Source organism: Blastococcus sp. OS1-29 (genome assembly GCF_057628075.1).
This window is the reverse complement of the sequence record NZ_JBXXJK010000006.1, coordinates 341,275-354,090: the sequence shown is the minus strand read 5'-3', so window position 1 is coordinate 354,090 and position 12,816 is coordinate 341,275. Positions and strand designations below refer to the sequence as shown.

General features: G+C 72.9%; 12 protein-coding genes. 5 read left to right on the top strand and 7 right to left on the bottom strand.

Annotated elements, in window-relative coordinates:
* Positions 1–7 precede the first annotated feature (7 nt).
* Positions 8–259 (top strand): nickel-binding protein, encoded by a 252-nt coding sequence (locus AC2H4J_RS17515; RefSeq protein WP_487466166.1) that lies wholly within the window; start codon positions 8–10, stop codon positions 257–259.
* 72 nt (positions 260–331) lie between these two features.
* Here AC2H4J_RS17515 and AC2H4J_RS17510 read toward each other — a convergent pair whose 3' ends face one another.
* Both AC2H4J_RS17510 and polA read right to left on the bottom strand, forming a co-directional pair.
* A complete protein-coding gene (locus tag AC2H4J_RS17510; protein WP_487466165.1) occupies positions 332–643 on the bottom strand; it encodes a DUF1990 family protein in 312 nt (103 codons plus the stop codon).
* Between the two features lie 212 nt (positions 644–855).
* Positions 856–3,594 carry a DNA polymerase I gene (polA, locus tag AC2H4J_RS17505; protein ID WP_487466164.1) on the bottom strand — a complete coding sequence of 913 codons (2,739 nt, stop codon included), beginning with the start codon at positions 3,592–3,594 and terminating at the stop codon, positions 856–858.
* A gap of 46 nt (positions 3,595–3,640) precedes the next feature.
* Here polA and AC2H4J_RS17500 point away from each other — a divergent pair, with 46 nt between their 5' ends.
* The 3 genes from AC2H4J_RS17500 to AC2H4J_RS17490 all read left to right on the top strand — a co-directional run bounded on the left by AC2H4J_RS17500 (position 3,641) and on the right by AC2H4J_RS17490 (position 6,049).
* Positions 3,641–4,042, top strand: a complete 402-nt coding sequence (locus AC2H4J_RS17500; RefSeq protein WP_487466163.1) for a PaaI family thioesterase — start codon at positions 3,641–3,643, stop codon at positions 4,040–4,042.
* A gap of 238 nt (positions 4,043–4,280) precedes the next feature.
* Complete coding sequence (locus AC2H4J_RS17495; protein ID WP_487466162.1) at positions 4,281–5,210, top strand: LLM class flavin-dependent oxidoreductase; 930 nt, start codon at positions 4,281–4,283, stop codon at positions 5,208–5,210.
* Entirely contained in the window at positions 5,207–6,049 is an 843-nt protein-coding gene (locus AC2H4J_RS17490; protein WP_487466161.1) for a 3-hydroxyacyl-CoA dehydrogenase family protein, read from the top strand. Before AC2H4J_RS17495 ends, AC2H4J_RS17490 begins: the two co-directional genes overlap by 4 nt.
* 29 nt (positions 6,050–6,078) lie before the next feature.
* Here AC2H4J_RS17490 and AC2H4J_RS17485 read toward each other — a convergent pair whose 3' ends face one another.
* From AC2H4J_RS17485 to AC2H4J_RS17465, 5 genes are read right to left on the bottom strand one after another with little or no spacing between them, the layout of a single operon-like run.
* On the bottom strand, positions 6,079–7,575 hold the full coding sequence (locus AC2H4J_RS17485) for an amidase (RefSeq protein ID WP_487466160.1): 1,497 nt from the start codon (positions 7,573–7,575) through the stop codon (positions 6,079–6,081).
* A gap of 21 nt (positions 7,576–7,596) precedes the next feature.
* Entirely contained in the window at positions 7,597–9,135 is a 1,539-nt protein-coding gene (locus AC2H4J_RS17480; RefSeq protein ID WP_487466159.1) for an AMP-binding protein, read from the bottom strand.
* Positions 9,136–9,137: 2 nt separating this feature from the next.
* Positions 9,138–10,913, bottom strand: coding sequence for a feruloyl-CoA synthase (locus tag AC2H4J_RS17475; protein ID WP_487466158.1), 1,776 nt, complete (start codon positions 10,911–10,913; stop codon positions 9,138–9,140).
* Positions 10,913–11,842, bottom strand: coding sequence for a thiolase family protein (locus AC2H4J_RS17470; RefSeq protein WP_487466157.1), 930 nt, complete (start codon positions 11,840–11,842; stop codon positions 10,913–10,915). Before AC2H4J_RS17470 ends, AC2H4J_RS17475 begins: the two co-directional genes overlap by 1 nt.
* Entirely contained in the window at positions 11,836–12,096 is a 261-nt protein-coding gene (locus tag AC2H4J_RS17465; RefSeq protein WP_487466156.1) for a hypothetical protein, read from the bottom strand. The genes AC2H4J_RS17470 and AC2H4J_RS17465 overlap by 7 nt, the downstream gene beginning before the upstream one ends.
* A gap of 91 nt (positions 12,097–12,187) precedes the next feature.
* Here AC2H4J_RS17465 and AC2H4J_RS17460 point away from each other — a divergent pair, with 91 nt between their 5' ends.
* Positions 12,188–12,748 carry a helix-turn-helix domain-containing protein gene (locus tag AC2H4J_RS17460; protein WP_487466155.1) on the top strand — a complete coding sequence of 187 codons (561 nt, stop codon included), beginning with the start codon at positions 12,188–12,190 and terminating at the stop codon, positions 12,746–12,748.
* The last annotated feature ends 68 nt before the right edge of the window (positions 12,749–12,816 follow it).

Genomic DNA, 12,816 nt, shown 5'->3' with positions numbered 1-12,816 from the left:
CATCGAGATGGCCCTGTTCATGGACGTCCACAACAAGGTCGACGGCCTGACCGCCGACGCCGTCCACGGCACGCACCAGAGGGACCTGGAGGTCCAGCAGAAGTACGGCGTGGACCACAAGCACTACTGGTTCGACGAGAACTCGGGAAGGGTCTTCTGCCTGGTCGAGGCGCCCGACGCCGACGCCGCGGCGGCCGTCCACCGCGAGGCCCACGGCCTGGTTGCCGACGAGATCGTCCCGGTGCGCGAAGGCGCGTAGCTCTGTCCCGAGATCAGACACCGGTCGAGCGGGGTCTGCCGGTCCGCGAGACCCCGCCGGACCGGTGTCTGATCATGGTTCGACGAGGGCGCGGAGGTACCGCCTGCGGGAGATCCGTTGGGCGACGAGCAGCGCCGGGAACACCATCCGCCACGCCCCCCGTGGCGTGGGCCCGGTGAGGGATCGCAGCGTCAGGTACACCTGGCCGTCGGGCGTCCGATGGCCGACGAACGCCTCCTCCCCGCAAACCGGGTGCCCCTCGAGGGTCCCGTAGGCGAAGCCACACCGATCCGGCCGATTGACGACGGCGACGATGCGCACGGGCTCGCGGATCCGCAGCGGCCCCACAACTGCGATGAGCCGGAATTCCGCGCCCTGCTGCACGCGGACTCCACGCCCGCCCGCGGGCTCGACGACGAAGCCACTACGGGTCTCCAGCAGCGGCGTCGAGATCGTGCCGATGCGCGAGGGCGCCTGACGCCGGACCCCCGGTCGCGCCGAGTGGGGCCCGGAGGGTCCCGCGCAGGGGCGAAGGGCTGGCTCCGCGCCAAGGGGGAGGCTCCTGGGCGCGGTGCGGTCCGGAGGACCGCAATGTCCTAGTGGGCGGCGGCGTCCCAGCTCTCGCCGAAGCCGACCGACACCTCCAGCGCCACCGAGAGATCGGCCGCGCCCGCCATCTCGCGGCGGACGAGCGCCTCGAGCTTCTCCTTCTCCCCCGGCGCGACCTCGAGCACGAGCTCGTCGTGGACCTGCAGCAGCATCCGCGAGGACAGCCCCTCGGCCGCGATCGCCTTCTCGACGTCGAGCATCGCGACCTTGATGACGTCGGCCGCCGAGCCCTGGATCGGGGCGTTGAGCGCCATCCGCTCGGCCATCTCCCGCCGCTGCCGGTTGTCGCTGGTCAGGTCGGGCAGGTACCGGCGCCGCCCGAGCGTGGTCTCGGTGTAGCCGGTCAGCCGCGCCTCCTCGACCACGCTGTCCAGGTAGTCGCGGATGCCGCCGAAGCGCTCGAAGTACGCGTGCATCTGCCCGCGCGCCTCCTCCGGCGTGATCTTCAGCTGCTGCGACAGGCCGTACGCGCTCAGCCCGTAGGCCAGGCCGTAGCTCATCGCCTTGATCCGGCGTCGCATCTCGGGGTCGACCTGCTCGATGGGGATGTCGAACGCCCGCGACGCGACGAAGGAGTGCAGGTCCTCCCCCGACGTGAACGCCTCGATCAGCCCCTCGTCGCCGGAGAGGTGAGCCATGATCCGCATCTCGATCTGGCTGTAGTCCGCCGTCATCAGCGACTCGTAGCCCTTGCCGACGACGAACGCCTGCCGGATGCGCCGCCCCTCGGCGGTGCGGATCGGGATGTTCTGCAGGTTCGGGTCGGTCGAGGACAGCCGGCCGGTGGCCGCGATCGTCTGCTGGAAGGTGGTGTGGATGCGCCCCGCGTCGTCGACCATCGGCAGCAGCCCGTCGATGACGGTGCGCAGCCTGGTGACGTCGCGGTGGCGGAGCAGGTGCTCCATGAACGGGTGCCCGGTCTGCTCGAGCAGCCAGGTCAGGGCATCGGCGTCCGTGGTGTACCCGGTCTTGTTCTTCTTCGTCTTGGGCAGGCCGAGCTCGTCGAAGATCACCGCCTGCAGCTGCTTGGGCGAGCCGAGGTTCACCTCGCGGCCGATCACGGCGTAGCACTCGGCGGCCGCGGCGGAGACCGCGTCGGAGAACTCGCGCTGCAGTTGCTGCAGGTAGTCGACGTCGGCGGCGATGCCCCGGTACTCCATCGCGGCCAGCACCCGGGTCAGCGGCAGCTCGATCCCGCCCAGCAGGGCGTCGCCGCCCCGCGAGCCGAGGACCGTCTCCAGGGCGTCGGACAGGTCGTTGACGGCGACGGCCTTGAGGACGTCGGCGTGGTCGGCCTCGGCGGCGAGATCGGCCTCGCTGGGCCCCAAACCGTCGAGGGTGAGCTGGCCCTCGGGCTCGGCCGCGTCCTTCAGTTCGCGCTTGAGGTACCGGACGGCGAGGTCGCCGAGGTCGAACGACCGCTGGCCGGGCAGCGCCAGGTAGGCGGCGAGTGCGGTGTCGCTGACGACCCCGTTCAGCTCCCAGCCGCGGGCCCAGATCGCGAGATAGGGCCCCTTGACCTCGTGGACGACCTTCTGCGTCGCCGGGTCGGCCAGCCAGGCGGCGAGCGCCTGCTCGTCGGACGCGTCGAGGTCGGGCCCGACGTCGACGAAGGTGGCGTGGTCGTTGGCCGCGGCGAGCGCGATACCGGTCAGCTCGCCACCGCCGCGACCCCAGGTGCCGCGGAAGATGAGCCCGGTGCGGCCGGTGCGGGCGTTGGCCTGCAGCCACGCACCCAGCTGACCGGCCGGGACGTCGTCCTCGGCGACGTCGAAGCCGCCCTCCACCTCGGGCTCGGCGCTGGTGAGCGTCGCGAACAGCCGGTCGCGGAGCACGCGGAACTGCAGGTTGTCGAAGAGGGTGTGCACCTCGTTGCGGTCCCACGGCTGGACGGCGAGGTCGGCCGGGCCGAGCTCCAGCGGGACGGCGCGGTCGAGTTCGGTGAGCCGCCGGTTCTGCAGCACCGAGGACAGGTGCTCGCGCAGCTTCTCGCCCACCTTGCCCTTGACGGTGTCGACCTGGTCGACCAGCGCGTCGAGCGAGCCGTACTCCCGGACCCACTTGGCCGCCGTCTTCTCCCCCACGCTCGGGATGCTCGGCAGGTTGTCGCTCGGGTCCCCCCGGAGCGCGGCGAAGTCGGGGTACTGGGCCGGCGAGAGGCCGTACTTGGTCTCGACCTCCTCCGGCGTGAACCGGGTCATGTCCGAGACGCCCTTGCGCGGGTAGAGCACCGTGACGTGGTCGTTGACCAGCTGCAGCGCGTCGCGGTCACCGGTCGCGATCAGCACGTCCATGCCCTGCTCGACCGCCTGCACCGTCAACGTCGCGATGACGTCGTCGGCCTCGTAGTTGTCCGCCGTGATGACCGGCACGTGCAGCGCCGCCAGTACCTCCTGGACGAGGCTGACCTGCCCGCGGAAGTCGGTCGGGCTCTCCGAACGGTTCGCCTTGTAGTCGGCGAAGATCTCGCTGCGGAACGTCTTGCGGCCCACGTCGAAGGCGACCGCGAGGTGCGTCGGCTTCTCGTCGCGCAGGATGTTGATCAGCATCGAGGTGAAGCCGTAGACGGCGTTGGTCGGTTGTCCCGTGGTCGTCGAGAAGTTCTCGACCGGCAGGGCGAAGAACGCGCGGTAGGCGAGCGAGTGGCCGTCGAGCAGGAGCAGCCGCGGACGCTCCCCTGACGAGAGGGTGGCGGTGGGCGCGGAGGTGGAGACCGGGGCAGACATCGGGTCCGATCCTATGTGCGGGCACCGACTGGTTACCGTGCCTTCCGTGACGACCGCTCCCCCGGCCTGGGCGCCGACCGACACCATCAGCCCGCTCGACGACAAGCTCGGCATCCGGATCACCGACTACGACCCCGACCGGATGGTCGCGACGATGCCCGTCGCCGGGAACGAGCAGCCCTACGGCCTCCTGCACGGCGGTGCGACGTGCGCCCTCATGGAGACCGCCGGCTCGTGGGCGGCCGCGCTGCACGCGGGCCCGGACAGGCAGGTTGTCGGCATCGAGCTGAACGCGAGCTACCTGCGGGCGGCGACGTCGGGCACCGTCACCGCCGTCTGCACACCGGTGCGTCGCGGTCGCACCCTCACGACCTTCCTCATCGAGATCACCGACGACGAAGGCCGGCCGACGGCTACGGGCCGGCTGACCTGCCTGATCAAGGACTGAGACCGGCTCCGGCCGGCGGCCGGTCCGGTGTCCAGCTGTCCGCGCCGCCCAGCGGGGCACCCTGCCGCCGGTCGCCGTAGATTTCGGTGCAGCCGCCGTTCGCTCGACGTCCGACCCAGGAGATGCCTGTGCCCCACGTCCTGGATGTCGAGCGCATCGACACGTCCGGTCTCGAGCAGTGCCCCATCGACTACGGCGTCTGCGGGCGAGGGCGTGGGCTGACCGGGAGGCGGGCGACGTGCGGACAGTTCTGACCCTGAGCTTCGACCAGGGTGCGGTGGCCGCCGAGGCTCGCGCCGCCGAGGAGGCCGGCTACGACGGGCTCGCCGTCGGCGAGCACCTGTTCTTCCACGGCCCCCACCCGAACGGTTTCGTAGCGCTCGCCGCGGCCGCGGGGGCGACCAGCCGGATCCGGCTGCTCAGCTCTCTGACCGTGCTGCCGCTCTACCCCGCGGCGCTGGCCGCGAAGCTCGCCACCACGCTCGACCAGGTGTCGAACGGGCGCTTCGACCTGGGCGTCGGGGTGGGCGGTGAGTACCCGCCGGAGTTCGTCGCGGCCGGGGTCGAGGTGAGTGACCGTGGAGCCCGCACCGACGAGGCCCTGCAACTGATGCGGGCGCTCTGGCAGGGAGGGGCGGTGGAGTTCGACGGCCGATTCACCCGCGTGCCCGGCCTCGCGCTGCAGCCCGGCCCGGTGCAGGGCGGCGGGCCGCCGATCTGGCTGGGCGGCCGCAGCCGGGCCGCCGTCCGGCGCGCCGGACGCTACGGCGACGTGTGGATGCCCTACATGTACACACCCGAACAGCTGGCCTCCAGCCTGGCCGAGGTGCGGGACGCCGCCGCGGCAGCGGGCAGGGACCCGGCGACGGTCCGCGGGGCGGTCTTCTGCTGGGGCGGCGTGGACGAGGACCCGGGCCGATCCCGCCAGGAGGTCGTCGACGGCGTGGGTGCCGTCTACCAGCAGGACTTCACCCGGCTCGCCGACCGGTACCTCCTGCACGGGGATCCCGATCGCGTGGCGGCCCGGGCCCGCGAGTACGCCGACGCCGGCGCGCAGACGCTGGTCTTCTCCCCCGTCGGGACAGGGGCACGGCGGCGCGAGATCGTCGACCTGTTCACGTCGGCGGTGCTGCCGGCCGTCCGCGCCGTCCCCGAGGGAACGCCATGAAGCCGCCGCACGTCGCCGTCATCGGCGGGGGCCAGATGGGGGCCGGCATCGCGCAGAGCTTCCTGACCGCCGGCTCTGCGGTCACCGTCGTGGAGACCGCCGACCCGGACGCCGCGCGCGACCGGATCGCGCAGGGGCTCGACGGGGCCGCGGCCCGGGGCAAGCTCAGCGGGAGCGTGCCGGACGTGCTCGCCCGGCTGACCGTGCTCGCGGGGATCTCCGGCCTGGCCCCCGACACCACCCTGGCCGTCGAGGCGGTGCCGGAGGACCCCGGGCTCAAGGCGTCCGTCCTCAGGGACGTCGAGAGCGTGATCGGCCCGCAGTCGGTGCTCGCCACCAACACGTCGTCCCTGTCGGTCACCGAGCTGGCCGCCGTCCTGCAACGGCCGCAGCGATTTCTCGGGATGCACTTCTTCAACCCCGTGCCCGCGTCCCGCCTGGTCGAGCTGGTGGTGGCGCCCGGCACCGACCCGGACGTCGTCGGGACCGCCCGCGGCTGGGTCGACCAGCTGGGCAAGACGGGCATCGTCGTCAACGACTCCCCCGGTTTCGCCTCCTCCCGGCTCGGCGTGCTGCTGGGGCTGGAGGCGATCCGGATGCTCGAGGAGGGCGTCGCCGACGCCGAGGCGATCGACACCGCGATGGAGCTCGGCTACCGGCATCCGATGGGACCGCTCCGGTCGACCGACCTCGTGGGCCTCGACGTCCGCCTCGCGATCGCCGAGTACCTGCACCGGACCCTCGGCGAGCGCTTCGCCCCGCCCCAGTTGCTCCGCGACATGGTGGCGGCCGGCGAGCTCGGCCGGAAGACCGGGAGGGGTTTCCACGACTACTCGTGACCCGGCGTCCCGGTCGTCCCCCGCCGGCGTCAGGCCCGCTCGTAGGCAGAACCCACGCGGTAGAGGGTCGCTTCGTCGTAGTGCCGCCCGACGAGCATGAGCCCGACGGGTAGCCCGTCGGACTCCCCGCACGGCAGGCTGAGAGCCGGGTGGTGCGAGACGTCGAAGGGGCAGGTGTTGGCGAACATCTCGGTGGCGCGCCGGCACCACTCGACCACGCCGTCGCCGGGATCCGGCAGCGGCTGAGCCTTCTGCGGCGTGGTCGGCATCAGCAGGACGTCGACGTCCTGGAGCGCCGCGTCGTAGGCGGCGCGCAGGGTGCGGACCCGGTTCACGGCCTTGCCGTAGTAGGTGTGCCCGAGGACCTCCTGCACGTACGTCCCGAGGAGCGTGAAGAGGGTGACGTTGGGGGGCAGGGCGTCCACGTCGCCCCGCCGGCGGAGCAGGTGCTCCATCATGTCCACCGGGTAGTAGTCGTCCCGGCTGATCCCGAAGCCCTGGTTGCGCAGGACCGTCTCGGTCAGCCCCTCGATGGCGATGGGCGTCCAGAGCGCCGGCCCGAGCAGGTGCAGGGGGACGGACACCTCCTCGACGACCGCGCCCAGCTTCTCCAGGACCGTGGCCGCCTGGCGGACGCTCGCGTCGACGTCCGGCTCCCCGCCCGGCTGACCGAACCCCTCCCGCAGCAGTCCGATGCGCAGGCCACGCACCCCGGCATCGAGGCCTGAGGCGTAGTCGCCGACCCGGATGTCGCGCTGGCGCGGATCGATGCCGTCGGATCCGGCGATGACCTGCAGCAGCCGGGCGTTGTCGGCGACCGTCCGGGTCATCGGCCCGACGTGGTCGAAGTACGCCTCGATCGGGGCGATGCCGGTGTAGGGCACCAGGCCGTACGTCGGCTTGAGCCCGACGACGCCGGTGAACGACGCCGGCATCCGGATCGAGCCGGCCTGGTCGGCCCCGAGAGCCATGTCGGCCTCCCCCGTGGCCACGGCCACCGCGCTGCCGCTGGACGAGCCGCCGGCCGACCAACCGTGCCGGTGCGGGTTGTGCGTCGGCCCGTGCGCGTTGGTGTGGCTGCCGCCGGAGAGGCAGAAGAACTCGCACGCGGTCTTGCCGACGATCTCCGCGCCGGCCTCGAGGGCACGGGTCACGACGGTCGCGTCGACGTCCGGCGTGTAGCCCTCGAGCAGGTCCGCGCCGTTCATCATCGGCACGCCGGCGACCATGACGCTGTCCTTGACCGCGAGCCGGACACCGGCCAGCGGCCCCTCGGCGGCGCCGCGGACGGAGGTGCGCACGTACCAGGCGTGGTGCGGGTCCTCCTCCGGCGTCGGCACCCGCGTCTCGACCGCGCCGCGCGTCGCGAGGACCGGGCGTTCCTCGACGGTGTCGACCGCGTCGTAGGCGTCCAGCATGGCCGACACCAGCGCGGCGTAGTCGTCGATCGAGTCGAGCGCGCTGCGGAACCCGATCCGCTCGGCGATGCGGGACAGCTCGTCAGGACTGGGCTTGGGGACGGCCATGGGAATCTCCCTCTCGTCGGGTCAGTGCTTCTCCTGGGCGGATTCCCGCAGCGGTGCCTTGAGGACCTTGCCGGTCGCGTTGCGCGGCAACTCCTCGACGAGCAGCACCCGGACGGGAACCTTGTAGGCGGCCAGGCGCTCCCGGCACCAGGCGCGCAGCTCGTCCTCCGTGGGGAGTTCCCCCCGGACGGGGACGACGAAGGCGGTGCCCGCCTCGCCCCAGCGCGGGTGCGGCGTCCCGACGACCGCCGCCTGGTTGACCGCCGGGTGCGCGTGCAGGGCGTTCTCCACCTCCGCCGGGTACACGTTCTCCCCGCCCGAGATGAACATGTCCTTCCACCGGTCGACCAGCACGACGTGGCCGTCATCGGTCATCGTGGCGGCGTCCCCGGTGTGCAGCCACCCGTCCGCGGTGAACGCCTCGGTGGTCGCGGCCGGGTTGCGCCAGTACCCCGGGGTCACCAGCGGCCCGGACAGCTGGAGTTCCCCGGTCTCCCCCGCAGCCGCCGGCCGGTCGTCGGGGGTCCGTACCCGGCAGCGGGCATAGAGCAGCGGCAGCCCGACGGTGCCGTTGTGGTCCAGTTCCCGGCCCGGCGGCATGGCGGTGACGCAGGCGCCGGCCTCGGTGATCCCGTAGACCGTGGTGAGCGCGACCCCGCGCCGTCCCCAGGTCTCGACCAGCGCCTGCGGGACCGGTGAGCCGCCGACGATCGCGGCGAACGGCCGCAGCGGCGCGTCGGCGAACCCGGGGAGCTGCTCCATGAACTGGTAGTTCGCCGGGACCCCGCAGAAGTGGGTCACCGGCGACGTGTCGTCGGTGAGCAGCGCGAGGGCGCGGGCGGCGTCGAACTCGCGCGCGACGACGACCGTGCCGCCGACGTAGAGAACCGGATGGGCGAACAGGTTGAGGCCGGCGACGTGGAACAGCGGCAGCACGGTCAGGCAGCGGGATTCCGCGGACACGCGGTGGGCGACGAGGATGCCGAGCAGACTTGCCAGCCAGCCGCGGTGCGTCGCCTGCACGCCCTTGGGCAGCCCGGTCGTGCCGGAGGTGTAGATGATCGTCCAGACCGCGTCGTCGTCCACCTCGGCCGGTGCCCAGTCCGGAGGCACGGTCGCGGTGGCGAGCGCCTCGTAGCCGTCGGCCGCACCGCCCTCGCTCGCCCAGCCCAGTCGCACCTGGGTCCCCGCGCCGGCCGCGACGTCGGCCGCCACTCCCTCGGCGGCGCTCTCGTGGAACAGCACCGCCGGCTCGGCGTCGCGGCTGACGGCGGTCAGCTCGGCCGTCGTCAGCCGCCAGTTCAGCGGCACGGCGATCGCCCCCAGCAGCGCGCAGGCGTAGACCACCTCGAAGACGCGGGCGTCGTTGCGGGACAGCACCGCGACGCGATCGCCGGGCTCGATGCCGTACCGGTCGGCCAGCGACCACGCCAGCGAGCGGACCCGGGCGGCGAGGTCGGCGTAGCTCAGCTCGACGTGCCGGTGCAGGTCGACCAGCGCCACCCGGTCGGGCGTGCGCGCGGCATGGTGCTCGATCCAGGAGACGACGGGCTGCCCCATGCTCAGCGCACGACCACTCGATGGGGCAGCGGGTCCGCGGTCAGCAGCGCCACCTCGGCGGCCCGGCGCTCCCGGACCGCACGCTGGTTCACGTAGCCCTTGTCGGTGATCTCGCCGGCGTCGAGAGCAGGCGGCTCCCGCAGCACGAGCAGCCGCTCGACACGCTGCGACGAGCCGCCCCCGGAGGCCGCGAGCCGCTCCAGGGTCTGGCGCAGTTCGGCGCGCAGCCCGTCGTCGGGGACGCCGTCGTCGTCGCAGCGACGCAGGTGGTCGGGGTGCAGCCACACCATGGCCAGCACGGTGTCAGCGTTCTCCCCGCAGATGACGGCGTCGGTCAGCAGTCCCTCCGAGGCCGACAGCAGCTGCGGCCGCAGGGTCCCCACGCTGACGAACGTGCCGGTCGACAGCTTGAAGTCCTCGGCGATCCGGCCGTGGAACAGCAGGCCCGCGGCGAGGTCGTCCGGATCGGCGAGGGTGACGGCATCCCCGGTGCGGAAGAAGCCGTCCTCGTCGAAGGCGGCCGCGGTCTGGTCGGGCCGGCCGTGGTAACCGGGTGTCACGTTGGCGCCGCGCACCCGTACCTCGGTCTTCTCACCGACCGGCACCAGGGCGAGCTCCACCCCGGGCAGGGGGACGCCGAGGGAGTCGCTGCGGGTGATCGGGAAGTGCGCCGACGTCGCGGCCGGCGAGGTCTCGGTGAGCCCCCAGGACGTGGTCATCTGCATCGTCCCGCCGTGCTCGGCGGAGAGCTTCTGCAGCCGGTCCCACAACTGCTGCGGCAGCGCGGCCGCAGCGAAGAAGCCCAGCCGGAGCCGGGACAGGAAGGCCCGTGCCGCGGCGTCGTCCCGTTCGAGGTGCGGAAGCAGGGCCGCGTATCCGGCCGGCACGTTGAGGTAGACCGTCGGACGGGCGTCGGCGAGGTTGCGCACGGTCCGCTCGACCAGCCCCGGCGCCGGGCGGCCGTCGTCGATCCAGAGGGTGCCGCCGTTGGTGAGCACCATGTTCGTGTCGTGGTTGCCGCCGAACGTGTGGCTCCAGGGAAGCCAGTCGAGGAGCACCGGCGGTTCGTCGACGAGGAACGGCCAGACCTGCCGCATCTGCTGCTGGTTGGCCGACAGCATGCCGTGGGTGTTGAGCACCCCCTTGGGCGTGCCGGTCGACCCCGACGTGAAGAGGATCTTGGCGACGTCGTCCCGCCTCAGTGCCGCGCACCTCCGGTCCACCTCGTCGCTCGGCGCCGACGCCAGGTCGTCCGGATGCAGCGCGCCGGCCAGCCCGGCGTCCGGGCTGAGCACCGTCCGCCCCGCCGCGACGGCCGCCACGGCGCGGGCGAACGAGGCGTCCTCGGCGACCAGCAGCCCGGGGTCGACCAGGTCGACCATCGCGCGCAGCTTGGCGTGGTCGGTGCTCTGCAGCGAGTACGCGACGCTGGTCGGGACCAGCGGCGCGCCGACGGTCATGGCGGCGAGCGCGACCACCAGGTGCAGGCGACTGTTGCCGGACAGCACCATCACCGGCCGGTCGGCCAGCCCGCGGTCGAGCAAGCCCTGCGCGAGGGCGTCCACCCGCGCCCGGGCCTCTCCCCAGGTCAGGCGCGCCCACTCCTCCCCCGCGCGCTCGGCGACGAGCAGCCGCTCGGGATGCGCCTCGCTGCCCGCGCGGAAGGAGTGCACGATGCTGACCGGGTGCTCGGCCAGCGGCTCCGCCGACCGGATCAGCAGGCCGCCGTCGGGCCGCTGCTCGCATTCGATCCTGGGTGGGGCGAACGTCGGCGTCATCAGTCGGTGACCTCCAGGACGACGGCGGCCCCGGTGTCGCCGGCGGCGCACCCGGTGAACAGCCCGATGCCGCCGCCGCGCAGCCGCAGGGTCTCGATCAGCTCGGCGATCGATCGCAGGCCGGTCGGGCCCTGCGGGTGACCGAACACCAGGCTGCAGCCGTAGGCGTTCATGTCCTCCGCCTTGATGCCGGTCTCCCGCGCGAACCACAGGTCGTTGACGGCGAAGGGGTTGTGCGTCGTCACGGCCTGCACGTCGGCGATCGAACGCCCCGCGGCGGCGAGGGCCGACAGCGCGGCCGGCACCGGCGCCTGCGGCATCCGGCTCTTGGCCACGCGGGCGAAGCCGGCGCCGAGGATGCGGACCACTCCCTCGCCCGAGAGCTCGCGGGCCCGGGCCTCGGTGGTCACCACCGCCCCCGCGGCGCCGTCGGCCGGATGGGTCTGCGAGGCGAAGGTGTGCAGCGCGTCCGGTGCGGCGGGCGGGAGGCCGGCGATGCCCTCATGCGTCTTGGGCCGGATGCCCTCGTCGGCGTCGAGCGTGAGCGCTCCCTTGCGCTTCGGGATCTCCACCGGCACCTGGTAGCGCCGCTGGAACGCCCGATCGTCGGCGAGCGAGGCGGCGTACTGCTCCCACCGGAGGGCGGTCAGGTCGTCGAGCTCCTCGCGGGTGGCCCCCATCTCCGCCGCCACGGCCTCGGCGGCCGCGAGCATGCCGGCGCCGGCCCACGGGTCGCGGGCGAAGCTGTCCAGCACCCAGTGCGAGGTCACCGGCGCGCCGCCCATCGCGCTGGGCGCCGGCCACGAGAGCGTCGGCCCGTTGGACACCCGGTCGGTGGTGACGACCAGCTGCGTACCGGCACCGGCCTGCACGGCACCGGCCGCGGCGTGCAGCGCGGCAACGCTGGTCGCGCAGGCCTGGCTCACCATCGGCCCGCTGATCCCGGTGGCCCCGAGACGGGCGGCCAGCGTCGGCGCGCCGTAGAAGATGTCCTGTGCGGGATGGTCCAGCCGAGGACCAGCCCATCGATGCCGGCCGGATCGACGCCCCGGTCGGCGAGCGCCCGCGAGGTCACCGCGACGGCGAGGTCCAGGCTCGGTACCTCGGCGAGCGTGCCCTGCCACTTGGCGAACGGCGACGACCACGCCGCGCCCAGCGGAATTGCTACATCCGAGTACTGCATCGGGACCTCCCTGGAGCACATGTGACGTGCACCATCCACCCACGACAGCGTGCGCTGGTCAAGATGGACGGCTGTCCATCAGAATGGACGAGTGAGCGACTCGATGGTCGTCGGCCGGAACGTCCGCCGGCTGCGGACGGAACGGCAGTTGAGCCTGGGCGCGCTCGCCGACCGCGCCGGGCTGGCGAAGCAGACCCTGGCCAACCTCGAGAGCGGACGCGGCAACCCGACGATCGAGACCCTGCTCGCGACCGCCCGGGCCCTCGGTGTGGGCGCGACCTGGCTGCTCACCGAGTGGGGCAGCCCGGTCATCGTCCACCGCAATGGCGACGCCGAGTGGGAGGGCGGGCCCCGGGACCGTCGCCGCCGGCTCGACGACATCTTCGGCACCGGCCAGGTGCTCACCTCCCTGGTCCGGCTGAGCGCCCCGGCCGCGGCCGCGGCGCCGCTCGCCACCGGGGCACTCCTGCACGCCTACGTCCTCGCGGGGCGGGTGCTGGCGGGGACGCTGGACGACCAGCACCGACTCACCTCCGGCGACTTCATCCGCTTCCCGGCCGACGTCCCCCATGTGCTCGGCGCCTCCTCGGGCTCGGCGACGGTCCACCTGATCACCACCGTGCCGCGGGTCCAGCAGTTCACCCCCGGGTGAGCTGCCGGGTCAGCCGCGGACCGGAGCGACCCAGTCCTCGAGATCGGAGACGTCGGCCTCCCGGGCCG